The organism is Acinetobacter sp. S-1 (genome assembly GCF_059579785.1).
The window spans coordinates 2,761,004-2,787,832 of the sequence record NZ_CM184207.1; the positions used below are offsets into that span (position 1 = coordinate 2,761,004).

At 41.1% G+C, this 26,829-nt stretch carries 20 protein-coding genes; 7 read left to right on the top strand and 13 right to left on the bottom strand.

Translation table 11 applies throughout. The annotated features are described in order from the left end of the window. Window positions 1-64: 64 nt before the first annotated feature. Both AC52J8_RS13160 and AC52J8_RS13165 read left to right on the top strand, forming a co-directional pair. Window positions 65-229, top strand: a complete 165-nt coding sequence (locus AC52J8_RS13160; RefSeq protein WP_000854552.1) for a hypothetical protein — start codon at window positions 65-67, stop codon at window positions 227-229. A 554-nt stretch (window positions 230-783) separates the two neighbouring features. Next, complete coding sequence (locus AC52J8_RS13165) at window positions 784-2,331, top strand: hypothetical protein (RefSeq protein WP_086400169.1); 1,548 nt, start codon at window positions 784-786, stop codon at window positions 2,329-2,331. Between the two features lie 47 nt (window positions 2,332-2,378). Here the strand turns inward: AC52J8_RS13165 and dsdA are convergent, their stop codons facing one another. Continuing rightward, a complete protein-coding gene (gene dsdA / locus AC52J8_RS13170) occupies window positions 2,379-3,713 on the bottom strand; it encodes a D-serine ammonia-lyase (protein WP_086400170.1) in 1,335 nt (444 codons plus the stop codon). 165 nt (window positions 3,714-3,878) lie between these two features. Beyond that, window positions 3,879-5,510, bottom strand: coding sequence for an inorganic phosphate transporter (locus AC52J8_RS13175; protein ID WP_005070664.1), 1,632 nt, complete (start codon window positions 5,508-5,510; stop codon window positions 3,879-3,881). Between the two features lie 462 nt (window positions 5,511-5,972). Here AC52J8_RS13175 and metH point away from each other — a divergent pair, with 462 nt between their 5' ends. Beyond that, window positions 5,973-9,659 (top strand): methionine synthase, encoded by a 3,687-nt coding sequence (metH, locus tag AC52J8_RS13180; protein WP_086400171.1) that lies wholly within the window; start codon window positions 5,973-5,975, stop codon window positions 9,657-9,659. Between the two features lie 78 nt (window positions 9,660-9,737). Here metH and AC52J8_RS13185 read toward each other — a convergent pair whose 3' ends face one another. From AC52J8_RS13185 to AC52J8_RS13200, 4 genes are all read right to left on the bottom strand, one after another. Next, window positions 9,738-10,742 (bottom strand): transketolase family protein, encoded by a 1,005-nt coding sequence (locus AC52J8_RS13185; protein WP_086400172.1) that lies wholly within the window; start codon window positions 10,740-10,742, stop codon window positions 9,738-9,740. A gap of 10 nt (window positions 10,743-10,752) precedes the next feature. Beyond that, window positions 10,753-11,598 carry a transketolase gene (locus AC52J8_RS13190; protein ID WP_086400233.1) on the bottom strand — a complete coding sequence of 282 codons (846 nt, stop codon included), beginning with the start codon at window positions 11,596-11,598 and terminating at the stop codon, window positions 10,753-10,755. Between the two features lie 19 nt (window positions 11,599-11,617). Then, on the bottom strand, window positions 11,618-12,919 hold the full coding sequence (locus AC52J8_RS13195; protein ID WP_174724409.1) for an MFS transporter: 1,302 nt from the start codon (window positions 12,917-12,919) through the stop codon (window positions 11,618-11,620). A gap of 78 nt (window positions 12,920-12,997) precedes the next feature. Continuing rightward, window positions 12,998-13,747, bottom strand: coding sequence for an SDR family NAD(P)-dependent oxidoreductase (locus AC52J8_RS13200; RefSeq protein ID WP_017399062.1), 750 nt, complete (start codon window positions 13,745-13,747; stop codon window positions 12,998-13,000). A gap of 184 nt (window positions 13,748-13,931) precedes the next feature. Here AC52J8_RS13200 and AC52J8_RS13205 point away from each other — a divergent pair, with 184 nt between their 5' ends. Next, window positions 13,932-14,807 (top strand): LysR substrate-binding domain-containing protein, encoded by an 876-nt coding sequence (locus AC52J8_RS13205; protein ID WP_086400234.1) that lies wholly within the window; start codon window positions 13,932-13,934, stop codon window positions 14,805-14,807. An 11-nt stretch (window positions 14,808-14,818) separates the two neighbouring features. Here AC52J8_RS13205 and AC52J8_RS13210 read toward each other — a convergent pair whose 3' ends face one another. Continuing rightward, on the bottom strand, window positions 14,819-15,265 hold the full coding sequence (locus AC52J8_RS13210) for a hypothetical protein (RefSeq protein ID WP_005139903.1): 447 nt from the start codon (window positions 15,263-15,265) through the stop codon (window positions 14,819-14,821). 193 nt (window positions 15,266-15,458) lie between these two features. Here AC52J8_RS13210 and AC52J8_RS13215 point away from each other — a divergent pair, with 193 nt between their 5' ends. After that, a complete protein-coding gene (locus AC52J8_RS13215) occupies window positions 15,459-16,604 on the top strand; it encodes an aldose epimerase family protein (protein ID WP_086400174.1) in 1,146 nt (381 codons plus the stop codon). Between the two features lie 66 nt (window positions 16,605-16,670). On the opposite strand, the gene AC52J8_RS13220 is transcribed toward AC52J8_RS13215, so the two are convergent. After that, window positions 16,671-17,891, bottom strand: coding sequence for an MFS transporter (locus AC52J8_RS13220; protein WP_086400175.1), 1,221 nt, complete (start codon window positions 17,889-17,891; stop codon window positions 16,671-16,673). Between the two features lie 106 nt (window positions 17,892-17,997). Here AC52J8_RS13220 and AC52J8_RS13225 point away from each other — a divergent pair, with 106 nt between their 5' ends. Beyond that, window positions 17,998-18,786, top strand: a complete 789-nt coding sequence (locus tag AC52J8_RS13225; protein WP_086400176.1) for an AraC family transcriptional regulator — start codon at window positions 17,998-18,000, stop codon at window positions 18,784-18,786. Here AC52J8_RS13225 and AC52J8_RS13230 read toward each other — a convergent pair. Then, window positions 18,753-20,075, bottom strand: a complete 1,323-nt coding sequence (locus tag AC52J8_RS13230; protein WP_002060167.1) for a glutaminase — start codon at window positions 20,073-20,075, stop codon at window positions 18,753-18,755. The genes AC52J8_RS13225 and AC52J8_RS13230 overlap by 34 nt on opposite strands. Window positions 20,076-20,254: 179 nt before the next feature. Next, the gene (def, locus tag AC52J8_RS13235; protein ID WP_016802807.1) at window positions 20,255-20,737 is read right to left on the bottom strand and encodes a peptide deformylase; all 483 of its coding nucleotides are present in this window, start codon (window positions 20,735-20,737) and stop codon (window positions 20,255-20,257) included. Between the two features lie 234 nt (window positions 20,738-20,971). Here def and AC52J8_RS13240 point away from each other — a divergent pair, with 234 nt between their 5' ends. Further along, window positions 20,972-22,270 carry an MFS transporter gene (locus AC52J8_RS13240; RefSeq protein ID WP_086400177.1) on the top strand — a complete coding sequence of 433 codons (1,299 nt, stop codon included), beginning with the start codon at window positions 20,972-20,974 and terminating at the stop codon, window positions 22,268-22,270. 61 nt (window positions 22,271-22,331) lie between these two features. Here AC52J8_RS13240 and AC52J8_RS13245 read toward each other — a convergent pair whose 3' ends face one another. The 3 genes from AC52J8_RS13245 to AC52J8_RS13255 form a co-directional block, all read right to left on the bottom strand. Then, window positions 22,332-23,528 carry a putative porin gene (locus tag AC52J8_RS13245; RefSeq protein WP_032005862.1) on the bottom strand — a complete coding sequence of 399 codons (1,197 nt, stop codon included), beginning with the start codon at window positions 23,526-23,528 and terminating at the stop codon, window positions 22,332-22,334. A 155-nt stretch (window positions 23,529-23,683) separates the two neighbouring features. Next, window positions 23,684-25,324: a thiamine pyrophosphate-binding protein gene (locus AC52J8_RS13250; protein ID WP_086400178.1), complete on the bottom strand. Its 1,641-nt coding sequence runs from the start codon at window positions 25,322-25,324 to the stop codon at window positions 23,684-23,686. Window positions 25,325-25,362: 38 nt separating this feature from the next. Then, entirely contained in the window at window positions 25,363-26,829 is a 1,467-nt protein-coding gene (locus AC52J8_RS13255) for an aldehyde dehydrogenase (RefSeq protein WP_017387116.1), read from the bottom strand.

Below are 26,829 nucleotides of genomic sequence, written 5' to 3' on the forward strand. Positions count from 1 at the left end.
AGATCGAAAAATGATCAAAATATTTTTATAGTACAAGTGAGAATGATAAAAAAGTGAGAACAAGATGAAAACTTTACTTCTTTGTGCCGCAGCAATTTTCACAATGTCACTATCAGCCTGTGCGGTCCATACGCCTGAAGGTAGTATTGTGATTGACCCTGATTCACCATATTACGGACATCCAGGAGGCTTTTGCCCACCAGGACAAGCTAAAAAAGGACGTTGTTAGAAATACCCTCTTTTAAAGTAATTTTGAAGTTACTCTAAAGAAATAGGCTTCAATCAAGTGATGAATTGAATACTAAATGGAGGGTTCCAGCCCAAAAATAGATGGGATGAAACTAGAAAATTATGGTGTAAAAAAATCACCATATCCCCAAGATTTTTAAAAGACAATCTTACGTTGTCTTCTATCTAGTTTCACCCCAATTCTTTCTTATTCCGTTTGACTTTTCTTACCGCTTAAGAAAAAAGTCTAGTTTTTAATCATTTCTGTATCTCTATTATTGATACATTTTGAACATTTTACCTTCAGGTTAATACTGATGTATTTGCTTAATACAAAATAAACATTTATGTAACGTAAGTCTATAAAAATGTTCTAAAAATGTGAAAAAAATTAAGGCCAAAATGAGATGAATTTATCATAATAACTTTCTCTTTCACGTTTCATCACATAAATAATCACTATTATTTTGTCAGTTATTGCCACTCGTTTCCTTTCATTGGCATAGATAATGTATACACATGTATATTAACCCAGTCGTATAAACGAGATATTTTATGTCCAGCACAAGTCAAGTCGAAGGTCTACAATTTCCGGTACACGCCTCAACAAAAAAACAAAGTACATCTCTTACAGGCCAAGAGATTTTGTCAGAGGCCTTATCTATTGTAGATAATAAAACCGCACAACAAGTGTTGAATGAAAAAAACTGGCGAAAAAACTATCCTTTATATTTTAAAGCTCTTGTTAAACAAGGGATTTCTAATATCAACAACCCAATTACTATTGCGAAGCAAGGGTTGCATAAAGCTCACCATATTTTTGATTATTATCGTGATGGTAAACACTACCTTTTAAAAGATGCAGTTCATATTGCTTCATCTACTCCTCTTTATACAGTAAAACTTAAAGGTGAAAGTGAGGCAGCACCTGAATGGTATGTCCCTTATAAAGGACAAAAGCTGAGTGGACAAAGCTTACTGGACCAAATTCAACGCTGGGAAGAGGCTGGTATTATTGAGCCAAGTCATGCAAAAGCACTTCGTGAAGCTATTGCTCATCCTGAATGGTTCGATTTGTCTGACCGTACGATGGTGCTGTTTGGTGCAGCCTCAGAAGCAGGACCACTGCCTTGGTTAGCCAAATGGAAAGCAAATATTGTTGCTGTAGATTTACCAAACTCACGAGTCTGGGGCAAAATCTTAAATACGATTCAACAAGGGAATGCAACACTCATTGCTCCATGTGTTGAAGCCGTTGATTCGTCAGCAAAAGCCTCTGAATTAAAAGATAAGTTGGGAGCAAATTTACTCACCCAACTACCTGAAATTGCACAGTGGTTGGTTCAGTTTCCACAAAAATTAGATTTAGCTGCAATCGCCTATTTAGATGGTGAAAAGCATGTACGTGTTTCCATGGCGATGGATAGCATCATGCAATTCGTGAGCGAGCATAAGTCCGATACCAGCCTTATGTTTATGTGTACTCCAACCGATGTTTATGCAGTACCAAAAGAAGTTGCAGAGGCTGCTCAAGAGAAATTTAAATCCCGCAGAAAAATGCAAAAATTGGCAGTAAAAGGCGTTTCTGCTCTTTCGCTCAATCGTTTTTTTCAAGCGCCATACCAAGACTTGGTTACATGTGAAAATGGAAAAACTTATGGTATTGCCGACTGCTTAGTGGTTGAACAAGGTCCAAACTATGCTTTGGCAAAGCGTATTCAACAATGGCGTGCTATTTTGGCCCGCCATCAAGGACAACGTGTCAGTATTAATATTGCACCATCGACAACGACTCACTCAGTGACTAAAAATCCATTATTGAAAGCAGCTTTTAATGGCGCAGAACTTTTCGATGTAGAAGCATTTAGTCCTGAAACCACCAATGCCATTATGGCGGCACTCTGGATTCATGACTTAAGAAATGAGTCTTCTGTCGCGAATCCTGAAACTGTCTTAGACCATCCGCTTGAACTTATGATGGAAGGTGCCAATCATGGTGGTCTATGGCGTGTCGCTTATTTAGCACGAACTGCCCTACCTTTTGCCGCAATTTATGGTTTTGCTACCGAAAAACTTCCTTTTAGAAAATCATCTAAAAAATAATTTGATTAAAGCCCAATCCTAGAATTGGGCTTTTTTCTAATGTGTCTTTATTTATATTGAAAGTGTGATAGATATTTTTGCATTTCATCAGGAGGCACCATGCCGCCCCCAGTAGCCCATATTACATGATTTGCCTGTTGCAACTGCTCAGCTGTAAACTGGTGTAAAGCTAAGTAATCAGGACTCGTCTGAACATAATACGGCCCCATCATGCCTGCTACTGCAGAAGGCTCAAGCTGAATATTCTCAGTTTGATTTAAAAGCGCTATGAGCTCGTATAAACGTTCATCATGAATGGTGTAGTAGCCATCGATTAACTGTTGCATAGCACGCCCGACAAAACCTGAAGCACGCCCTACCGCAAGTCCGTCTGCCGCAGTAACGTTATCAATACCAATATCATTGACTGAAATCTGATCATGCAAACCTGTGTGGACACCAAGTAACATACATGGCGAATGTGTTGGTTCTGCAAAGATACAATGTACATGCTCACCAAAAGCCAGTTTTAGACCAAAACTCACCCCACCAGGGCCACCACCGACGCCACACGGCAAATAAACAAATAATGGGTGTTCAGCATCGACTTTAATTTGGTTTTGCTCAAATTGCTGTTTTAAGCGTATTCCTGCAACTGCATAACCTAAAAATAATGTTGTTGAGTTTTCATCATCAATGAAAAAGCAGTGTGGATCTTGCTCTGCGGCTTTACGTCCTTCTTCAACAGCTACGCCGTAATCACTGGCATATTCTACAACGTTAACGCCGAGTGAACGTAGTTTGTCTTTTTTCCACTGTCTAGCATCAGCCGACATATGAACAGTAACTCTAAAGCCGAGTTTGGCGCTCATAATGCCAATAGAAAGCCCAAGGTTGCCCGTAGAACCTACTGCAATTTGATACTTAGAAAAGAATGCCCTAAATGAATCTTGATCTAATTTACTATAATCATCTTCTGGTTTGAGTAATCCTGCCTGCGTGGCAAGTTTTTCAGCATGTGTAAGTACTTCATAAATGCCACCACGTGCTTTGATGGAGCCTGAAATTGGTAGATGACTATCTTTTTTCAGCCAGAATTTTCCATTAATTTGTACTTGTTTCGCTGAAGAAAGTACTTGTTGCATATGAGCAATTTCAACGATATCTGATTCAATTTTTCCATGTTGTGCTTGAGTTTCAGGAAATACCCGTGCCAAATAAGGTGCGAAACGCGCTAGTCTTGCTTCTGCTTCATTTACGTCCTTAGCGGTTAGTCCAACTTTTTCTAAAGCTTCTGTTAAAGGATAGCGATGAGGTGTAAACCAAAATGTTTCTTGATAGGCTTGAAGTGTTTCAATAAGTGGAAATTGTTGTTTTAACTGATCTATTTGAACCGCATTCATAATATATCCTGATATAAAAGTTTAAGCCCAGCCTATAAAGCTGTTTAATGACCTATAACAACTTATTAATTTATAGATGAATGTACATGAAAAATAGTCTCAACTTTAAAAACTAAACAAATAAAAAAGCCACTGTGAACAGTGGCTTTAATTTTTTAAATGCTTTTATACAAACTGTAAGAATAACCAGTACAAACCACCTGACAAGCAGATTGTTGCAGGAAGAGTAAATACCCATGCAGAGAGAATTGTCTTCACAGTATTAAAGTTTAAACCTGATTTATTCGCGACCATCGTACCCGCAACAGCACTGTTTAAAACGTGTGTTGTTGAAACTGGCATACCTAAACCATCAGCAGCTGCAATTGTACTCATTGCAACAAGCTCAGCAGACATCCCTTGACCATAAGTCATGTGGTGCTTACCAATACGCTCACCTACAGTCACAACAATACGTTTCCAACCCACCATTGTGCCTAGACCAAGTGCTAAAGCAACAGCCACTTTTACCCAAGTCGGAATGTATTGTAAGAATGAATCTAAGCTACTACGGTATTCTTTCACAAGCTTTTTCTGTGAGTCATCCATTTTTGGTAAAGCATCTGCTTTATCCAAACGCTTAAACGTCGTGGTGCTTAAATACATGTCATTACGAATTTCGCTAATTGCAGCTTCAGGAATATCTTTTAAGTTGCTATAGCTAGAAACTCGTTCACCCAAGTGATCAGTCATACTTGCCAATGCAGGCACAACTTCCGGAGTTTGCTGTTTAGTTTGAATATATTTAGTCAAAATAACACGTGCTTTTTCATCGGTTAATTCTGGCTGATTTTGATTCAAAAATACGGCAGTTTGAGAAGAAAGCTGATGGAATGATTGAACTTGCTGAGTATCAAGATTTTTATTTAATGAATAAGCCAACGGCACCAGACCAACCAAAATCAGCATGATGAGTCCCATACCCTTTTGACCGTCATTAGAACCATGTGCAAAACTCACACCTGTACAGGTAAAGATCAAAATTGCACGAATGATTGCTGGTGGTGGTTTATTCCCTTCAGGTGGCTGGAATAATTCTAATTGGCGTTTAAAAATAGTTTTAACCAACAAGAATACAATCGCTGCAAAAGCGAAACCAATTAAAGGTGAAAATAATAATGCCTTACCGACTTTAATCACCTGATCCATATCAACGCCACTGGTCGTCACGCCAGTCGATGCACTCAATAGATGGTTCATAATGCCCACACCCAAGATTGAACCAATCAAGGTATGTGAGCTAGATGCAGGAATACCTAAGAACCAAGTACCCAAGTTCCAGAGAATCGCAGCAATAAGAAGCGCAAAAACCATTGCGAAACCTGCACCGCTACCCATATTCATGATCAATTCAACAGGTAACAATGCAATAATGCCGTAAGCGACTGCGCCGCTTGCAACCATTACCCCAAGGAAATTACAAAAACCAGCCCACATGACTGCAACCGGTGCTGGTAAAGCATTGGTGTAAATCACTGTTGCCACTGCATTTGCAGTATCGTGGAAGCCATTTACAAACTCAAAGCCTAAAGCAATCAAGAGTGCAGTTGATAAAAGAATAACTGAATAAAGACTCAAAGGTGGTACATGTGCTAAATCAGCACTCACCTGAAATCCAATATAAATAAGTGTTGCAACAATAATCGTCAGAAACACCGGCATAAAAAATTTAGGTGTCGGGACATGTACATTCGTCGATTTGACTTGCAGGTTTGCCGCAAGTTTTGAATCCGAAACAGGGGGTAGATTAGAATTCATGCAGACGGTAAGAGGATAAAAAAATCCTCTGTATTCTTAAATTAAATTATGACAATTATATGACAAAGCGGCGCCTGATGAAGTCAATTTTTCACATTTTGACCTCATTTGATGCACCTTTCCTCTATGATTTTTATTTTTTTATTTAAATACAATAATTTACACAAATCCCCACCCATCTATTTTATGACTATTTTTGAAGCAAAAATATCTAAAAAATTACCTAAACGTCTACTTTTTAAACACTACAACTGTCATAAAACCGAATATTGGAGATGAAATATTTCAATATCATGATCATTTTATGAATATTTGATGAAAAAACACCCTCTTTTTGTTCGAAAACACTTTTTTTTACGACTAATTTACGGTGAATGGTGGGTCGTCATAGATCATCTATTGCGCAACTATTCTGTTACAATAGCGCCGCATTTTTAAATTCGTACAATATCGGGGTTTTATATGTCCACGCTTGCCACCCTAAAAGCGCTTCTTGCCAAACGTATTCTGATTATTGATGGTGCAATGGGTACCATGATCCAGCGCCATAAATTGGAAGAAGCCGACTACCGTGGTGAGCGTTTTGCCGATTGGGCACATGACTTAAAAGGTAACAATGACCTTCTTGTGCTAACTCAACCCGAAATCATTCAAGGTATTCATGAAGCTTATCTTGATGCAGGCGCAGACATTATTGAAACCAATAGCTTTAACGGCACGCGTGTTTCTATGTCTGATTACCACATGGAAGATCTTGTTCCAGAGATTAACCGTGAAGCAGCACGTTTAGCTAAAGCAGCTTGTGAGAAGTATTCGACTCCAGATAAACCGCGTTTTGTAGCAGGTGTACTTGGACCAACATCGCGTACTTGTTCCATTTCACCGAATGTAAATGACCCTGCCTTTCGTAACATTACTTTTGATGAGTTAAAAGAAAACTATATTGAAGCGACGCATGCGCTGATTGAAGGCGGTGCAGATATCATTTTGATTGAAACCGTATTTGACACATTAAACTGTAAAGCTGCAATTTTTGCGGTTAAAGAAGTCTTTAAAGAAATTGGTCGTGAATTACCAATCATGATTTCAGGGACCATTACCGATGCATCGGGTCGTACATTAACAGGCCAAACTGCCGAAGCGTTCTGGAACTCTGTACGTCATGGCGACTTGCTATCGATTGGTTTTAACTGTGCGCTTGGTGCAGATGCCATGCGTCCTCACGTAAAAACTATTTCCGATGTCGCAGATACGTTTGTTTCAGCGCACCCAAATGCGGGCTTACCAAATGCTTTTGGTGAATATGATGAAACGCCAGAACAAACTGCAGCGTTCTTAAAAGAATTTGCAGAAAGCGGCTTAATTAATATTACTGGTGGTTGCTGTGGTACAACACCAGACCATATCCGCGCGATTGCCAATGCGGTAAAAGATATTGCGCCTCGTCAAGTTCCTGAAACTGTACCTGCATGTCGTTTGAGTGGTTTAGAACCATTTAATATTTATGATGACTCACTTTTCGTGAATGTAGGTGAACGTACTAACGTTACAGGTTCGAAAAAATTCTTACGCTTAATTCGTGAAGAAAACTTTGCTGAAGCTTTAGAAGTTGCACAGCAACAGGTGGAAGCTGGCGCACAGATTATTGACATTAACATGGATGAAGGGATGCTCGATTCGCAAAATGCGATGGTGCATTTCTTAAATCTTGTGGCTTCTGAACCAGATATTTCACGTGTGCCAATCATGATTGACTCATCAAAATGGGAAATCATTGAAGCTGGCTTAAAATGCGTACAAGGTAAACCCGTTGTTAACTCGATTTCTTTAAAAGAAGGTTATGACGAGTTTGTAGAAAAAGCTCGCCTGTGCCGTCAATATGGTGCTGCGATTATTGTCATGGCATTTGACGAAACAGGTCAAGCCGACACCGCTGCACGTAAGCGTGAAATCTGTAAGCGCTCATATGATATTTTGGTTAACGATGTAGGCTTCCCTGCTGAAGATATTATTTTTGACCCGAACGTGTTTGCAGTTGCAACAGGGATTGAAGAACACAATAACTATGGCGTCGACTTTATTGAAGCCACAGGTTGGATTAAACAAAACTTACCTCACGCCATGATTTCTGGTGGTGTGTCGAATGTTTCGTTCTCATTCCGTGGTAACGAGCCTGTTCGTGAAGCCATTCACTCTGTGTTCTTGTACCATGCCATCAAGCAAGGCATGACCATGGGGATTGTGAATGCTGGCCAAATGGCAATTTATGATGATATTCCAGCCGAGCTAAAAGAAGCAGTTGAAGATGTCATCTTAAACCAAAACCAAGGTGAGACTGGTCAGGCGGCGACTGAAAAATTGCTTGAAGTGGCTGAAAAATACCGTGGACAAGGCGGCGCTGCAAAAGAAACCGAGAACCTAGAATGGCGTAATGAATCTGTAGAAAAACGTCTTGAATATGCGTTAGTCAAAGGTATTACCACTTACATTGATGAAGATACCGAAGAAGCTCGCCTCAAAGCCAAACGTCCTTTAGATGTAATCGAAGGCGCTTTGATGGACGGTATGAACGTGGTTGGTGACTTGTTCGGTTCGGGCAAAATGTTCTTACCACAAGTTGTGAAATCTGCACGTGTTATGAAGCAAGCGGTAGCTTGGCTCAATCCGTACATTGAAGCTGAAAAAACAGGTAGCCAATCTAAAGGTAAAGTCCTGATGGCAACTGTTAAAGGCGACGTACACGATATTGGTAAAAATATCGTAGGCGTAGTACTCGGCTGTAATGGTTATGACATTGTTGACCTTGGCGTGATGGTACCTTGCGAGAAAATCTTGCAAACTGCTATTGATGAAAAATGTGACATCATTGGTTTATCTGGCCTGATTACCCCATCTTTAGATGAGATGGTATTTGTTGCGAAAGAAATGCAACGCAAAGGCTTTAATATTCCTTTATTAATTGGTGGTGCGACTACTTCTAAAGCCCACACAGCAGTAAAAATTGACCCTCAGTACCAAAACGATGCCGTGATTTATGTTGCCGATGCTTCACGTGCTGTGGGTGTTGCAACCACCCTGCTTTCGAAAGAAATGCGTGGAAACTTTATTGCGGAGCACCGTGCTGAATATGCCAAGATTCGCGAGCGCTTAGCCAACAAACAGCCAAAAGCTGCAAAATTGACCTATGCTGAGTCAGTTGAAAACGGTTTTAAAATTGACGAAAGCTATGTACCACCAAAACCAAATCTTTTAGGAACACAAGTCCTCACCAACTACCCGCTTGCAACCCTTGTAGAGTATTTTGACTGGACACCATTCTTCATTTCTTGGAGCTTGGCAGGTAAATTCCCGAAAATTTTAGAAGATGAAGTGGTTGGTGAAGCTGCAACTGATTTGTACAACCAAGCTCAAGCGATGTTGAAAGATATTATCGACAACAACCGTTTTGATGCTCGTGCCGTATTCGGTATGTTCCCTGCACAGCGCACTGACGCAGACACAGTGAGCGTATTTGATGAAGCGGGTCAAAATGTTACGCATACTTTTGAGCACTTACGTCAGCAATCTGACAAAGTGACAGGTAAACCAAACTTGTCTTTGGCAGATTACATTCGTAATGACCGTGAACAACAGGACTACTTAGGCGGATTCACTGTATCGATTTTTGGTGCAGAAGAACTGGCCAATGAGTACAAAGCCAAAGGTGATGACTACTCTGCAATTTTAGTGCAGTCATTGGCAGACCGTTTTGCTGAAGCCTTTGCAGAACACTTGCATGAACGCATTCGTAAAGAGTTCTGGGGCTATAAAGCGGATGAGCAGCTCAGCAATGAAGAACTAATTAAAGAGAAATATGTCGGTATTCGCCCTGCACCGGGTTACCCCGCTTGCCCTGAGCACTCTGAAAAGGCAGTGTTATTTGACTGGTTAGGATCTACCGACAAAATTGGTACTAAACTGACTGAACACTTTGCAATGATGCCACCATCTTCAGTAAGTGGTTTCTATTATTCTCATCCACAAAGTGAATACTTTAACGTGGGTAAAATCTCTCAAGACCAACTTGAAGATTATGCAAAACGTAAAGGTTGGACACTGGATGAAGCGAAACGTTGGTTAGCGCCGAATTTAGATGATTCTATTGCTTAAATTTTGAATCATCCTAATTAAAAATAGGGCGTGAGGGAAATTCCATCACGCTCTTTTCAATTTGAAAATTTAATCTTTTTACTTCAAATGTGCCTTAATCTTCTCTTTAACTGCTTCAGTTGAAATACCATATCGATCATGCAAAGTGGGTAATGCGCCTGCATCTAAAAATGCATCTGGCAAACCAATCATGTCAAAACGAGGATGTTGACCATTTCTTAGAAGTAGTGAGCCAACAGCTTCTCCTAACCCACCAATGACTGAATGATTTTCGGCAGTTAAAACAGGTCGGCCACCTTTTGTGACTTCATCTAAAATAGTTTGTTCATCTAGAGGCTTAATGGTCGGTACATGTAGCACTGAAACCTCAATGCCCTCTTTTTCAAGCTCTTCGGCTGCCTCAAGCGCACGCATGGTCAATAAACCAGTCGAAATAATGAGTAAGTCTTTACCGGGTTTAATCACCTGTGCCTTACCCAATTTAAACTGGTAGTTGTATTTATCGAGCACTAATGGAACCTGACCACGCAATAAACGCATATATACCGGACCATTATGAGCGGCAATCTGAGGAATTGCCTGTTCTATTTCTAAGGCATCACATGGATCGATAATCATCAAGTTCGGCATAGCACGGAAAATTGCAATATCATCCGTTGCCTGATGACTTGGGCCGTAGCCTGTGGTTAATCCCGGAAGAGCTGCTACAATTTTGACATTCAGGTTATCTTCCGCAATTGCCATACAAATAAAATCGTAGGCACGGCGTGATGCAAATACGGCATAAGTTGTTGCAAAAGGAACAAATCCTTCACGAGCAAGTCCTGCTGCTGCACTCATCAAAAGTTGTTCTGCCATACCCATTTGGAAAAACTTGTCTGGGTTTTCTTTAGCAAAAATATGTAGGTCAGTATATTTTGATAAATCTGCTGATAAACCTACGATATTGTCACGCTCTTTTGCCAAGGCATTCAGTGCATGTCCAAATGGTGCTGGTTTGGTCGGTTGGCCCTCGGCAGCAATAGAAGCAATCATTGCCGAAGTGGTTAGTTTTTTCTTAGGAGGATTAGCTAACTGGCTCATGGTGTACTCCTTACTGTCCGTAGTGGGTCAAAATATTTAAAGCGTCGTCCCATTCATGTTCATCAACACGAATAAAGTGTGTTTTTTCGCGGCTTTCCAAGAACGACACGCCTTTACCCATTTTGGTATCACAAATAATGACTCTTGGGCATGCTCCCTCATGGTTTCGTGCCTGATCGAATGCTTCAAGCAAAGCTTCCATGTTGTTGCCATCCACACGTTGGGTGTACCAACCAAATGACTGCCAACGATCAACAATTGGCTCAAACGCTAAAATTTCGCTGGAGTGCCCATCTGCCTGCTGATTATTCACATCAATAATCGCAATCAAGTTATCTAGTTTCCAATGAGAAGCAGACATTACAGCTTCCCACGTTGAACCTTCATTTAGCTCCCCATCGGACAGTAAGTTATAGACAAAAGCATGTGATTTTTTCTGTTTCAGTCCTAGACATGCACCAACTGCAATTCCAAGACCATGACCCAATGAGCCACCTGTAATTTCCATACCGGGTGTATAGGAAGCCATGCCCGACATTGGTAACCGACTGTCATCGGCTCCGTAGGTTTCAAGCTCTTCAAGCGGAATAATTTTTGCTTCAATTAAGGCTGCATAGAGTGCAATTGCATAGTGCCCAATAGAAAGATAAAAACGGTCACGGCCTTCCCATTCAGGGTTTTCTGGCTGATATTTCATCGCATGAAAATAAGACACGGCGAGCAAATCTGCTGCACCTAAAGCTTGTCCAACATAGCCTTGGCCTTGTACTTGCCCCATGCGTAAAGCATGTTGGCGAATGTGGTAGGCACGTTGTTGCAACTCGGCAATTTGGCCTGCTTTATCAACATTTAACATTGTCATTTACTATTCCTTATTAACGATTGACCAGTTTTGCCGGAACACGCAGAACCAAACTGGCACCGAAAATTAATACTGCTGTGATTAAGAACATGCCGATTGCATTTGAACCCGTGTTGGTAGTGACCCAACCGATTAAATAAGGTGAGCAAAATCCTGCAAGATTGGCGAAGCTATTCACTGCTGCGATACCTGCCGCTGCGGAAACACCACCCAAAAAGTTGGTCGGCAACATCCAGAATAAAGAGGATGCCGTCAGCACACCTGAGGCTGCGATGCAAAGGCAAATTAAAGAGAGCGTTAGATTTGAAGCGAATAAAGTCGCAAATGTAAGTGCTAAAGCGCCTGCACACATCGGGATAATTAAGTGCCAGCGGCGTTCTTGAAAATGGTCACCGCTACGCCCTGCCAAAATCATGACCACAATGGCACACATATAAGGCAGACTGGTGAGCAAACCGATATGCCAGTTATCACTAATGCCCGAGTTACGAATGAGAGTTGGTAGCCAAAATGTAATGGCGTATTGCCCCATCACGACACAAAAGTAAATACCTGCTAGTAGCCATAAGCGTTTATCTGCAATGAACTCTTTGACGCTAGCATGACCTTCTTTGTGCTGGTTATCCTGAGCAAGTTCTTGCTTCACCAAGTTCTTTTCATCTTGGGTTAACCAGTTGGCGTCTTGAACTGAATCTTTTAAAACAGCAAGTACAAGCAGGCCAACAAGTACAGTAGGAATGGCTTCAATTACAAACATCCACTGCCATCCAAACCAGCCATGTACGCCGCTCATTCGGTCCATGATTAAGCCTGAAAGTGGTCCACCAATCATTCCTGAAATTGGAATCGCGATAAACCAAAGTACGGTCATGCGTGCACGGCGGTAAGATGGAAACCAATAAGTGAGGTAGAGCAACAAACCCGGAGCTAGTCCAGCTTCAGCAACACCAAGCAAAAAACGTAAGGTGTAAAATTGCCATTCGGTTTGAACAAAAGCAAAACAACCTGACAAAATGCCCCATGTAATCATGATTCGGGCAATCCAACGTCTTGCGCCTACCTTGTGAAGTACAATGTTACTTGGTACTTCACAGAGGAAATAACCAATAAAGAAAATCCCTGCGCCTAGACCATATACAGCTTCACTAAACTGTAAATCGCTCATCATTTGGAGCTTGGCAAAACCCACGTTTACTCGATCTAAATAGGCACAAAAATAACAAAGCATTAAAAATGGCATGAGCCGAAATGCAATTTTTCGATAGGCAGATTTACGAACCGCCGTATCTACTTCAGATGAAAATACTGTATCCATCATGCGAATCCCTTTACATTTGGCCACAGTATCCTCTTGTGACCATCATTCTATTTTTAGTTTTGAAATAGTGAGCGATTAATGAATCAGCATGCCACCATTTACATCGAGTGTGACACCAGTTAAGTAAGCTGACAGATCACTTGCCAAAAATAATGCTGCATTTGCAACATCTTGCGCTTTACCTAAGCGGCCGAGTGGAATACCTGCCAAAATGTCGTGACGACGGTCATCATTCATTAAACCGCCAGTAATATCAGTCTGGATTAGACCTGGAGTAAGAGAATTTACACGAATCTGATCAGCACCAAACTCACGAGCCATCGCTTTTGCCAGACCTAACACGCCTGCTTTGGCAGCGCTATAGTGTGGCCCGCCAAAAATACCACCGCCGCGTTGTGCTGAAACTGAAGATAGACAGACAATACTTCCGCCACCGTTTGCTTTCATAGATGGAATAACAGCTTGCGACATAATCAGTGTTCCGCGCAGGCTGACATCTAAAATACGGTCATAGTCATTACGTTGAATATCAAGGGTTTTAACTGGCTGAGTAATACCAGCATTGTTAATTAAAATATCAATCTTGCCATAGTGCTGTAGTGCTTGTTCAACAGCTACTTTGACCTGTTCTTCGTTCGCAACGTTTGCAGCAAGGCCTAAATGTCCTTCACCAAGCGCTTTTGCAGCGTTTTGGCTTTGAGCAAGATCTAAATCAACAATAATGACTTTGGCACCCTGTTGTGCAAAGATTTCTGCGGTTGCTCGCCCAATTCCACGTTCTGATGCTGCACCCGTAATTAATGCCACTTTTCCTTGTAGTAACATATTCAATCCTCTTTTACGCTTTATTTCCTGAGTTCTGACTTAGAATCTCTTTTTTCACAAAGTCCAGCAATCATCTCGAATTCAACAAGGCATGAAAAAAATTCATGCCTGTGCTATTTTCAAATAAGTTTTAGGGATAAAAACGGATCATTTCATGGATAGTAGTGAAAACAATTTCAATCAGATGCCCTCAATTAAAACCTTACAGGCTTTTGAACAAACCGCCCGTTTCGGCAATGTTGCCAAGGCAGCCGAGCATTTGAATCTCACTCCTTCGGCAGTGAGTCACCAAATTGCTAAGCTTGAAGAAATGATTGGGCAGAGTTTATTTATTCGTGGTGCTCGTGGTGTGACACTGACCCCTTCTGGCGAACGCTATTTTCAAGATGTCACCACCATTTTGCATAACCTCATGTTAGCGACTGAAAAAGCTGCCGATAAAAGCCCTAAAGACAGTTTATATATTCATTCATCCCCAAGTTTTGGTTTGCTTTGGTTACTGCCTCGCCTCGAGTCATTTAAAGAAAAGTTCCCCATGATTCAGGTCAACTTGTCATGTTCTTATGAAAATTTACACTTTACCCGCGACAAGATCGACATTGATATTCGTCATGGTTTACCCAACTGGACAGGGGTAGAAATCAGAACGATTCGGAATGAAAAACTAGAAGTGCTTGCATCTCCTAAGCTACTTGAACGCAGTCCGGTACATAAGCCTCAAGATTTATTAAAAAAAGAACTGATTTTATCGCGCTCAACCTTAGTTACTTGGCCGCAGTGGTTTGCCCATCAGGGTTTAAGCATTCCTGAGTTTCCCTATACTTTGAGTTTTGACCGCTCTTATATGTCACTTGAGGCAGCCACACACGGACTAGGATTTGTTTTAGAAAGTAATTTACTCACTCAAAATTACTTAGAATCTGAAAAGTTGGTTAGAGTTTTTGCAGATGAGTTATCGATTCCTATCTCTGCTCATCATTTGGTATATCCACGAACCCATCAATTTATTCCTAAAATTGAGCTGTTTTTAAACTGGATTCATGATGAGTTGGCAGGCTGAGAAATCATTTCTTAAATGATCTGAATTTGCTCAACTCTTAAGTGATGCATCATCTCTCGAACAAATACAAAGTAGGTAAAAACATAAAGCTGATTTGGAGCCATTTGATTTGTGTAGTAGCTCAAACGCTCAATAAAATCATTAAATCCATGCTCAAGCTCAATACGGCTGATTTGCTTTTTAGCACTAAAAAATAACTGACTGAGGTGTGTCATAGCAGCATCAGACGTAACAGCTACCCCACTTATATTTAAATTTCTGAGGGGCTTTGACTCGATGATTTCTTCAATAAAATAAATCATCTTTTCGATAGCGAGTTCATCAATCACGCCATCGCTGACACTTTTTGAATTAACAAAACCTAAGCCCTGCTCAAGGTGAATGTGTTGGCTGTCTACATCAAACGAGAGACTATTTAGACCAAGTGAAAATTTTAAAACCGAGTCGGGATGAGTCATAAAAATAACTTACCGTTGAATTTTGCTCATAAGATTAATTTCTTTATAACCTTAAATTGTGCAAGTTGGTTGAATATTTAGAGTTAATAGCGCTAATCATCATTAACACTATCTATATTAAAAACCTCTTTAAAAAGATGAAAAATCAATCTTATATTTATCCAGTCCTACGATTAAAAAATAGAGTATAAACATGAAAAAATTAGCAATTTTAGGTGTTACGATTTATAGCTTTACACAACTTACAAATGCAGCAACATTAAATGTAAAACCATATGGTACGACTCAAGACGGTCAAAAAGTTGATCTATACACCATGAGCAATAACAAAGGAGTCTCGGTATCTTTTATTAGCTTCGGTGGTGTAATTACACAGATTTTGACTCCCGATGCACAAGGCAAACAAAATAATATTGTTTTGGGCTTTGATGATCTAAAAGGTTATGAAGTCACTGATACCAAGGAAGGCATTCATTTTGGCGGATTAATTGGTCGTTATGCGAACCGTATTGGCAATGCTAAATTTAACTTAGATGGAAAAACGTATAACCTTGAAAAAAATAATGGGCCGAATTCATTACATAGCGGTAATCCCGGTTTTGATAAACGTGTTTGGCAAGTTAAGCCCCTCGTTTCTAAAGGTGAAACCGTTAAAGCTTCTCTTAAGTTAACCAGTCCAAATGGTGATCAAGGTTTTCCCGGAAAATTAGATGTAGAAGTGATCTACAGTCTTTCAGATCAAAATGAATTCCAAATCGAATATAAAGCCAAAACTGATCAACCAACAGTCGTCAATCTCACCAACCACAGTTATTTCAACTTATCAGGCGCTGGCAATAATCCTTATGGTGTACTAGATCATGTGGTGCAACTCAATGCAGACCGTATATTGGTAACCGATCAAAACTCTTTACCCACAGGTGAAATAGCTTCGGTTGCAGGTACACCTTTTGATTTTCGGACGCCTAAGGCTATTGTGAAAGATATCCGAGCAAATAATCAGCAATTGGCCTATGGATATGGCTATGACCAAACTTGGGTAATTAATCAAAAGTCTCAAGGGAAACTCAATCTTGCAGCTATTGTGGTTGATCCAAAATCTAAACGAACCATGCAAGTCTTAACCACTGAACCAAGTGTCCAAATGTATACAGCCAATCATTTATTAGGAAATATTGTTGGCGCAAATGGCATACTCTACCGACAAGCAGACGCTCTAGCATTAGAAACACAGCATTTTCCAGACAGCCCTAATCAACCATCCTTCCCTTCTACACGTTTAAACCCAAACCAAACTTATAACAGTGTTACCGTATTTAAGTTTGGTGTTCAAAAATAGTCTTTTAATTAGAAATATATTTGACTAAAAAGACTCTCAGCTGAATATAGCTGAGAGTCTTTTTATTTATTTAACTTTTGTGTTAGGTAAAAATGCGGTTGCGAAACCAAGTAATGGCAACAATGAACATAAACTAAATACCCATTCAATGCCGTTAATATCAGCTAAATGTCCTAACCCAGCTGCGGCAATACCACTGACCCCAAACATCAGACCGAACATTAAACCTGCAATCATGCCTACACGGCCCGGAACAGCTTCTTGTGCGTAAACCACCATTGCTGCAAAAGCCGATGACAACACTAAACCTGCAATAATTGAGAAAACCGTTGTCCAAAATAGGTTTGCAAACGGCATCATTAATGCAAACGGCGCCATACCAACAAATGAAACCCAGATAACCGCTTTACGGCCAATTTTGTCACCAATTGGGCCACCTGCAAATGTACCTAAAGCAACGGCTGCCAAAAAGGCAAACAAATGCAATTGAGCTGTTTGAATACTGATATGGAACTTTTGAATTAAGTAAAAAGTAAAGTAGTTACTAATGCTGGCAATGTAGGTAAATTTGGCAAACATCAATACACTAATTGTGCTCAAAGCAATAATGAGCTTACGACCATGCAATTTAGTATGTGCTTGAGTTGCACGTGCAGCTACCTGATTTTTAGCATGGCTCACAGTCCAACGGCTTACCCCAAATAAAACCCAAATCGCTAAAAGTGCAAATATCACTAAGCCCGCAACTGCATGCTGTCCAAACGGGACAATTAGTAAAGCTGCCAACAATGGACCAATGGCTGTACCGGCGTTTCCGCCCACTTGGAAAGTCGACTGCGCTGTACCGAAGCGCCCGCCCGATGCCATTCGTGCCACCCGCGAAGCTTCTGGGTGAAAGGTTGCAGATCCTACCCCAATCAGTGCAGAGGCACATAACAACACAGCAAAACTTGGTGAAAATGCTAACAAGATAATGCCGCAGAATGTGACGACCATTCCGAGTGGGAGAAGATACGGTTTTGGATGTTTATCGGTATAAAGTCCAATCCAAGGCTGTAGCAGTGAACCTGTAATTTGATATACAAACGAGATCAGGCCGACTTGGGCAAAACTCAGTGAAAAGTTTGCTTTTAGCATTGGATAGATGGCTGGTAGCACCGCCTGAATTAAATCATTTAGTAAATGTGCGACTGCCACGGCGCCTACAATTTTAATAATCATTCCTTGAGGCTGATCATTTGCAACGGTATTGGCAATACCATCTTTCAATTGTATTGAAGACGTCATACCTGAAAAACTCCAATATTTTTAAATGAGATACTTATTGTAAATTGTCGCTTATAAAGTTATCTTCCAATAATCATCGTATAAGTGACAATTTTTAGGATAGTTTATGTCCGATTCTCTTATTCAGTCTGATTTATCTGAACTGGTGATTGGGCTATCTTCCGAGCATTCTTACCGAGAAATCACTCCTACCCATACGCATACACGTGCGCAGTTTTTATATGCGTCCACTGGCAACATTCAGGTATTTACACCTAATCATGTGTGGATTGTGCCACCCATGTGTGCATTATGGATTCCAGCACATGTAGAGCACAGCGTGATTTCACTGAGTCACGTTAAGTTAAATACGGCATTGGTTGAAGTAAATGCAGCAGCTTTAATGGGACAATATTGCTTTATTATTCGAGTCAGTAACCTGTTACATGAACTCTTAATACGTTTAAATGAAATTGAACGAGAGGAAACTCCAAATACAGCAACCTCTCAAGAGCTTTCCCGTTCTTTACAAATTTTGATTTTTGAAGAAATACATCGGGCCAATTTATTGCCTATTCAGATTCCGTGGCCGAAAGACAAACGATTATTAAAAATTTGCCAAGAGTTATTACATACTCCTGACAGGTCAAAAGATTTAACAGATTGGGCTGATGATATTGGTGCGAGCTCTAGAACTTTAATGCGTATGTTCCAAAAAGAAACTGGGCTGTCATATCGGGCTTGGTTACAGCAAATGCATATTGCACTTGCCTTAAGTAAAATCGCGAATGGTGAATCTATTGCTCAAATTTCAGAATCACTGGGGTATACAAACCCCAGCGCGTTCAGTGCAATGTTTAAGCGACATCTAGGAAAAACACCTCAGCAGTTTAGAAGTGCCGCGATGTCGCTATAAGTCTTTTTTTTTGCAGGGAGGTCATGCTTTTCGAGCAAATCATCGAAATCATGATAAACATGCAGTTCTCGATCTTTACCAGTTCTGGCATGATCTAGGCGCTGTTCAGGGTCGACTAAAACAAGAGTATGACCATCATCAATCAGACGATCCACGCCTTCTAAAAACATACGTTTACCCACATCGTGGATAAGTGAAATCTGGGTTAAATCAATAACGATCGTGCTTTGGTCAGTTGTCTCGTCTTGTAAAATACGCAATAACATTTCAGCCTCGGTAAATTTCAATACGCCCCGAAGCACATACACACTTAACGATGCATCTTTTCCTGTACGGTAATGACTTTGTACAATGGTCTGGGCAGAAGGTGTGCCTTCCATGAGATGTAATCCCATGTCACGAGATAACCGTTCTAAAATATCGATTCCTCGAACACTATGACCATGCTCATCTAGTCGAGGTGAAAAAGCAGCGATACTGACCTGCCCCGGTAGCACACCCAAAATCCCCCCTGCTACACCGCTTTTAGCAGGAATACCTACAGTTGAAAGCCAGTCACCCGCGGCATCATACATACCACAGCTCATCATGACACTGAGCACTTGTCTAACCACAGATCGATTCAATAGGCGTTTTCCAGTTCTAGGATCGACTCCGCCATTGGCAAGTACACTGCCCATACGTACTAAATCTTTAACTGTAACCATGATCGCACATTGACGAATGTAACCATTCACAATATCGACAGGGTCAGTTTCCAAAATCCCCACCGTACGCAACATATAACCGATCGAAAGATTACGGTAGGCTGTTTTGACTTCCGAATCATAAACAGACTCATCAAAACTTAATTCACGACCAGCAAGCTCGCTCATAAAACGGCGTAGGATTTCTGCACTATGTAAACCATGCTTGACCTGAATCAAGGAATGTACAGTAATTGCGCCAGAGTTAATCATCGGATTTTTTGGACGACCATCTTTACCCAATGAAATTTCATTGAAGGCTTCACCAGAAGGCTCTACCCCTACTTTCGCAAGTACTGCATCAATGCCAAGCTGTTGTAAAACATAAGCATATACAAATGGTTTAGAAATTGATTGTATGGTGAATTCAACATCATCATCGCCGACCGAATAAATTTCACCATCTACCGTAGACATTGCTAAAGCTAATCGATTTGGGTTTGCATTTGCCAACTCAGGAATATAATCGGCGAGATGACCGCTGTTATCGATGTCACAGGCTTCTATAACATTTGCCAAATAATCTGGGAGAGGGGTTTGCATGGTCAGTAACCTTAAATGAGGAGATTTACAACATCGCGCAAAATTTCAGCACAACCTGCTGATAATATTAAAATTATATCTTTTGTAATGATTTAAATATCACGCTATAAGTATTGTAATTCCGATGACTTATCCTTTTCAAGCTCATTATAGGTTTTTCAAAACTTTAAAACTGAAGATTAGCTTATTCTTTCTACAAACAAGATCCCATTTAAATGATCGACCTCGTGTTGAACAATACGAGCAGGAAAACCATGAAAAACTGTCTCAACCATTTCACCCTGTAGTGTTAAATATTTAACCTTCACCATTTCTGCACGTTCAACTTGTCCACGCTCATCCGGCACACTTAAACAGCCTTCTTCACCTAAACAAACTTCTTTTGAGAACTCTAAAATCTCAGGATTCACCATGACCACTGCTTCCATTTCGGGTGCGTCTGGATAACGCAGGTTTGGTCGAGACGCCACAATAATGACACGTTTAGAGATATAAACTTGCGGTGCAGCAATCCCTACTCCATTACGTTCGAGCATTGTCGCATGCATAGCGTCAGCAAGCTGATAAAGCCAATTACTGTTTAACTCATTTGCCGAGACGGGAGCCGCAATTAGTTTTAAAATATCTTCGCCACGCTTCGCGACAGGTAGAACTACACTCATCCTTTGAATCTCTCATTAAACTGGCTATGACAAGTTTTATTGTGTCGCTGAACGACTCAAAAGAAAAGTCATTCCTACATCTGTTTTTGTTTTATCTAAAGCGTTTTTTGTTTGAAAGCTTTTTGTTCTGAGTAAGTCCAGTCGGCATTGCCCTATAGAACAAATTTCCTCCATTTACTTTTACTTCACTTTTCCATTAATATCCAAACTTCAATTACAACAATTAAGTAAAAAATGGATCAGGAATTAACTTTGCAGGATGCGAACTATCTTAATAAAGAAGATAAACGAACCCTCGCCCTTTCTTCATTGGGTGGAGCTTTAGAGTTTTATGATTTTGTGATTTATGTATTTTACGCCAAAATCATTTCCGACCTCTTTTTCCCCAGCACACTTAGTCCGTTTTGGGCCATGCTTAATACTTACGGTATTTTTGCGGCAGGTTACTTTTTTAGGCCCTTAGGCGGGGTCGTCATGGCCCATTTTGGTGACTTGGTCGGGCGTAAAAAACTATTTTCGCTTTCTATTTTACTGATGGCACTGCCTACCTTGTTTATCGGGATTTTGCCAACTTTTGAAAATATTGGGTATTTGGCACCGCTACTTTTATTACTCATGCGTGTAGTACAAGGTATTGCAATTGGGGGGGAAATTCCAGCCGCATGGACCTTTGTGTCTGAACATGTAGCTGAAAGAAAAATCGGACTGGCAAATGGGTTACTCACCGCTGGGCTGTCTTTAGGAATTTTACTAGGCGCGCTCATGTCTTTATGGATTTCACTGAATTTTAGTGAAGGACAAATCCATGACTGGGCATGGCGTATTCCTTTCATTGCAGGTGGTATTTTTGGTTTGGTTGCACTTTATTTACGAACTTATTTAAAAGAAACGCCTGTGTTTAAAGCCATGCAGGCTCGTAAAGAAATCTCAAAAGAAATGCCCGTAAAACAAGTCTTAAAAACGCATAAAACAGCCGTTGCGATTGGTATGTTATTTACGTGGTTTTTAACGGGCTGCGTGGTGGTGGTGATTTTAGCCATGCCAAATTTATTAACTGGTACGTTTGGCTTTGAGCGCGCACAGACTTTTGAAATGCAAAGTGCAGCTATTATCATGCAAATGGTCGGTTGTATTTTGGCAGGCTATTTTGCTGACCGTTTTGGCTGTGGCAAAGTCATGATGGTCGGTGCGCTTGCCGTGGCACTTACAGCAGCAGTTTTTTATAACAGTTTGGGGCACGCGGCACATTCAACCATTTTTGGTTTATATATGTTGTTGGGTCTATGCTCTGGTACCGTCGGCATGGTGTCGAGCAGTATGGTCAAAATGTTCCCCGCGCCTGTGCGTTTCTCGGGCATTTCATTTTCTTATAATTTGTCATATGCAATTGTTGGCGGTATGACCCTGCCTTTAGTGCATTGGCTCAGTCAATATAGTGATATTGGTGCGATGTATTATATTTTCGCGCTAACCATTTTGGCCTTTGTGACTGCCTTTGTGTTTTGGAATAAGTTTGAAAAAAACAGGTATTAAACGCTTTAACTTATTAAATAAAAAACCACGCCGATTGCGTGGTTTTTTATTGCTGCTTACTTTAGAAAGTAAAGCCAATATTAAAATTAATACGGTATAGCCATTTATCACTGTTTGGCGACGTAGCAGAGGTATAACCCGTTGAGTTGGTCGAGCCACCAATAATGTTGGAGTTTTTACCCCACGTATAATCTGCCCAAACCATAAATGGTGAAGCAATAAACATCATTCCTGTGGTATTCATTTGCGAATCTGACCAATCATCACGTTTTTTATCGAGATAACTATAGTCATTATAAAACTTAATGGCTTTTAGCTTGCCCATATTGGTCACAGGCAACGTATAGGCAAGGTTTAAACTGGCAATCGTCCCTTCCGAAGCAATGAAATAAGCTGGCGTAAGACCATTTGCCCCCATCAAAGTCATATCACTATTTACACCATCTGGATTTTTAGCATCGTATTGATAGTGGATGAGCGAACTTTGTAAGTTAAAGCGCTTATAGTTATTTTCAGTATGCAAACCGACTGCATAATATTTACCGTCTTTATCGGTAATATCATTATGAAGCTGGGCAATTGCACCCGACACGCCAAACTCTTGCTTACCGAAATCAGTTTCTAACTTGCGAACAATGCGGGTATTCACCTGATTGCGCTTTTCATTTTGATAGGCTTTTTGAGATGGAAATGCATTTCCTGCCAAGTCATCATAAGTTGCACTTTCTGGTGAGTAGCGCAGGTTCGTCTCTAACATCTGCGGGTAATAACCGAGTTTTACATCCCAATCTTTGTCGTGATAATTCCAGTTAATCCCTGGCGCAATATTGTTGCCATAACCTAAAAAGAATGGGATGTGGTAGGTCCAACCATTTTGCGGATAAGGATAAATCGTAAAAGGTTTATAAACTAGACCTGCTTCAATGCTGTTATTGGCATCTAAGTTATAGCCAACATATGCTTTTTCAATGGACGTTTTCTGTTGGTCTTGAAACATATAACTGGCATTGATGTAGGCATCATCAAATTTACCTTTGAGGTCTACCCTGAAAATATCAAAATGAAGTTTTCCAAAACCACGGTTTGGCCCTTCCCAATCTTCATAACGTTGATTTAACCGAACCACCCCACCTAACTTTAATGAGTCGGTGCCGTCATCACTTTTCCATTCAAGCAATGAATCTTTTGCAAATGCATTGACGCTTACCCCCAGCGTAAGCGGTGCAATGAATGCCATGATCAATGAAGTCTTTTTCATCTCTACATCCTTGATTGAGTTCCAGCGTCCTGCTGGAACTTTATTTGTTTTACCTGTAAAACTTCGTTTTTATTGTTTTTTAGATAAAAAAATTTATCTAAAAAAAGGATGGCTTAGCAGCTCCCATCGCATATGTACTAAACCATCCAAACTGGTTAATACAGTTTCTTTTGCGGTGGACCCGCGAAGTTTAATGGTCCAATCGAGTTCATATCGAGCTCAATCACGGTTGGCCCTTCAAAAGCGACTGCCTCTTGAATAACCGTTTTAAACTCATCTGCACTACCGACTTTCCAGCTCTTCACACCCATAGATTCGCCAAGAAGTTTGTAGTCTGGTGTATGCAACTCATTGAAGTACTGACGACCACCAAAGTAGTTATTTTGAATGCCACGCATTACACCATAACCACCGTCATTCATAATCATTAAGACCATGTTGGTGTTTTCTTGCACCATAGTTGCAATTTCACCAATACCCAGCATTAAGCCGCCATCGCCGACTAAACCAATTACTTTTTTGTCAGGGTTAGCAACCGAAGCACCAATTGCTGTTGCAAGGCCCAAACCAATTGCACCCGCAAGTGAGTGGATATTTTGGTTTGGTGCTTGTACAGGGAATAAACGACTGCCCCATGTACTACCCGACATGGTGATGTCACGTACAAAAATGCCGTCTTGAGGTAAAGCTGCACGTAAGTGATCACAAATTAAAGCGTATTGGTCGATTTGCTTATGCAGCGCATCAATTGCAGCCTGTTTAGCCGCTACTACAGCAGCATCGTAATCGGCATCGATTTTTGAAGTTCCTTGAAGCTGTTCTAACACACGTGTTAAGACATCTTTGGCATCGCCACAAATGAAGTTGCGGATTTTGTAATTACGTTGCTGAGCCACTGGGTTGGCATCTACCTGAATAATGTTTTCAGGAAATTCAACCGAATAAGTTTTTGTTTCATTACTACGTAAACGAGAACCCACTACCACCATCAGGTCGGCATCTTTTAATAACTGCTCAACACCCGCCGAGTTATGGAACGCACCTAAACTACGTGGATGATCATCTGCCAACACCCCACGAGCATGAGTCGATGAAACAACCGGAATACCTAAATCTGCAATTGCTTTAACTTCGGCAACGCTATTTAAAGTTCCACCGCCAATCCAGAAAATCGGACGTTTTGCTTTTTTGATTTCACTGACAAGATGGTCAATTTCTGCTTGCTCTGCCTGTGGTAACTCAAGTGCTTTGACTGGCCCTAAGTTAAGTGGCAAATCAATTTCTGCTGCCTGCACATCAATCGGCAGCTCAACACTTACCGGACCCATTGGAACTGTGGTTGCTACACGGATGGCTTCACGTATTACACCAACAGCATTGTCTGGGCTGGTAATACGGAACGCCGCTTTGCTTGATGCGCGCAAGAATGTAAGTTGGTCTTTAGTTTCATGGATGAAGCTTGCATCACGGTCGAGATATTCACGCTCAACTTGACCTGTTAAATGCAATACAGGGCTACCCGCATTCATTGCTTCAATGAGTGAACCTACGGCATTACCTGCACCAGCACCCGTACTGGTTAACGCTACCCCTAGGCCTTTAAAGCGTGAGTGTGCATCTGCCATAGTAACCGCACCCGCTTCACCACGAGCTGCAACAAAGCGCATTTTTTCACGGCGCCCTACCGCATCTGCAATAGGTAAATTGTGGATGGAAATAACACCATAAATACTATCAACTTGGTGCGCTTCTAAAACTCTTGCGATTGCTTCGCCTACATTTACACGTTCAGTCATGTCTGTTCCTCAAAATTTGTTTTCAGTCCTTGAATTTATTAATCGCACCAAGGGTTAGGCTGTTCATTCAGCCCCATATAAATACTTTTTTGTTGCATGTACGATAAAATGCCCAAACGGCCTTTCTCGCGCCCAATTCCACTGTCTTTAAAGCCACCAAACGGCGCACTAATCGAGAATTTTTTATAGGTATTAATCCATACCGTTCCCACTTCTAATGCACGTGCAATACGCCAAGCTTTGCGATAGCTTTCAGTCCAGATACCTGCGGCAAGACCAAAACAACTGTCATTGGCTTGGGCAATTAAATCTTGCTCGTTGTCATATTTCATAACAACTAAAACAGGGCCAAAAATTTCTTCCTGACAGGTTTGAGCACTGTTGTTTAAGCCCGTGATAATGGTGGGTAAGTAATAACTTCCTTTGGCATAGTCACCAGTCGTAAGTGCCTCACCACCAATCAGAACCTGACCACCTTCACTTTTAGCAAGCTGCACATAGCGGTCAACGGACTGCAAATGTTTGTCATTAACCAGTGGTCCTAAATGCACACCAGCCTGCTCTGGATGGCCCACACGTAAGCCTTTGGTAATTTCAACCAAACGTGTTAAAAACTGATCGTAAAGACTACTATGAATAAACAAGCGAGAACCTGCGATACACGCTTGGCCTGCCGAGCTAAAAATACCGTACGCGACACCTTTAGCTGCCAGTTCGACATCTGCATCCGGCAGAACGATGGTTGGTGACTTACCACCTAACTCAAGCGAAGTGGTAATGAGTTTGTCAGCGGCAATATGTGCCAAATGACGCCCCGTGGTTGTTCCACCTGTAAAGGAAATTTTACGAACCAATGGGTGCTGAGCAATTGCATCACCAATCACAGAACCGCGCCCAACTAGCACGCTGAGTAAGCCTTTTGGTAAGCCTGCTTCTTCAAAAATTTTGGCAAGCTCTAAAGCAATCAGTGAAGTCGCTTCTGCTGGTTTTAACACCACGGCATTTCCTGCTGCCAAAGCTGGAGCAAGCTTTTGAACTTCACTCGCAATTGGAGAGTTCCAAGGGGTAATGGCTGCTACAACTCCTACAGGTTCATGCACACTCATGGTCATAAAGTCTGGAGCACGTTGAGTGGTGAGCTCATCGTTCAACGTTTCACATGCCGCAGCAACATAACGTGCAGTCGCCGCAGCGCTCATGACCAAGCCACGAGTTTCGGTTAAAGGCTTACCATTATCACGTGTTTGTAATTTTGCTAACTCATCTACACGCGCTTCAATAATGTCTGCAACTTTGTAGAGAATACGTGCGCGCTCATGCGGCAAACTGTTTCTCCAGCTCGGCTCACGCCAAGCCTGATCCGCTTTTTCAATTGCTTCATTTACATCTTCAAGCGTTGCTGTTGAAAGCTCAGCGTTTACCGACTGATCTGCCGGAAACAGGCTTTGAATGACTGCACCACGGCCTAATCGCCATTCACCTGCAATATAAATTTCCTTTGCCAT

What these genes read in the sequence shown, in the direction of transcription:
- AC52J8_RS13185 (WP_086400172.1), bottom strand. Translation starts at nt 10,742, where the DNA reads ATGAGCCAGTTAGCTAATCCTCCTAAGAAAAAACTAACCACTTCGGCA.
- AC52J8_RS13220 (WP_086400175.1), bottom strand. Translation starts at nt 17,891, where the DNA reads ATGACGTCTTCAATACAATTGAAAGATGGTATTGCCAATACCGTTGCA.
- AC52J8_RS13190 (WP_086400233.1), bottom strand. Translation starts at nt 11,598, where the DNA reads ATGTTAAATGTTGATAAAGCAGGCCAAATTGCCGAGTTGCAACAACGT.
- dsdA (WP_086400170.1), bottom strand. Translation starts at nt 3,713, where the DNA reads ATGAATGCGGTTCAAATAGATCAGTTAAAACAACAATTTCCACTTATT.
- AC52J8_RS13230 (WP_002060167.1), bottom strand. Translation starts at nt 20,075, where the DNA reads ATGCAAACCCCTCTCCCAGATTATTTGGCAAATGTTATAGAAGCCTGT.
- AC52J8_RS13205 (WP_086400234.1), top strand. Translation starts at nt 13,932, where the DNA reads ATGCCCTCAATTAAAACCTTACAGGCTTTTGAACAAACCGCCCGTTTC.
- AC52J8_RS13245 (WP_032005862.1), bottom strand. Translation starts at nt 23,528, where the DNA reads ATGAAAAAGACTTCATTGATCATGGCATTCATTGCACCGCTTACGCTG.
- AC52J8_RS13165 (WP_086400169.1), top strand. Translation starts at nt 784, where the DNA reads ATGTCCAGCACAAGTCAAGTCGAAGGTCTACAATTTCCGGTACACGCC.
- AC52J8_RS13240 (WP_086400177.1), top strand. Translation starts at nt 20,972, where the DNA reads ATGGATCAGGAATTAACTTTGCAGGATGCGAACTATCTTAATAAAGAA.
- def (WP_016802807.1), bottom strand. Translation starts at nt 20,737, where the DNA reads ATGAGTGTAGTTCTACCTGTCGCGAAGCGTGGCGAAGATATTTTAAAA.
- AC52J8_RS13210 (WP_005139903.1), bottom strand. Translation starts at nt 15,265, where the DNA reads ATGACTCATCCCGACTCGGTTTTAAAATTTTCACTTGGTCTAAATAGT.
- AC52J8_RS13255 (WP_017387116.1), bottom strand. Translation starts at nt 26,829, where the DNA reads ATGGCAAAGGAAATTTATATTGCAGGTGAATGGCGATTAGGCCGTGGT.
- AC52J8_RS13195 (WP_174724409.1), bottom strand. Translation starts at nt 12,919, where the DNA reads ATGGATACAGTATTTTCATCTGAAGTAGATACGGCGGTTCGTAAATCT.
- AC52J8_RS13200 (WP_017399062.1), bottom strand. Translation starts at nt 13,747, where the DNA reads ATGTTACTACAAGGAAAAGTGGCATTAATTACGGGTGCAGCATCAGAA.
- AC52J8_RS13160 (WP_000854552.1), top strand. Translation starts at nt 65, where the DNA reads ATGAAAACTTTACTTCTTTGTGCCGCAGCAATTTTCACAATGTCACTA.
- metH (WP_086400171.1), top strand. Translation starts at nt 5,973, where the DNA reads ATGTCCACGCTTGCCACCCTAAAAGCGCTTCTTGCCAAACGTATTCTG.
- AC52J8_RS13225 (WP_086400176.1), top strand. Translation starts at nt 17,998, where the DNA reads ATGTCCGATTCTCTTATTCAGTCTGATTTATCTGAACTGGTGATTGGG.
- AC52J8_RS13250 (WP_086400178.1), bottom strand. Translation starts at nt 25,324, where the DNA reads ATGACTGAACGTGTAAATGTAGGCGAAGCAATCGCAAGAGTTTTAGAA.
- AC52J8_RS13215 (WP_086400174.1), top strand. Translation starts at nt 15,459, where the DNA reads ATGAAAAAATTAGCAATTTTAGGTGTTACGATTTATAGCTTTACACAA.
- AC52J8_RS13175 (WP_005070664.1), bottom strand. Translation starts at nt 5,510, where the DNA reads ATGAATTCTAATCTACCCCCTGTTTCGGATTCAAAACTTGCGGCAAAC.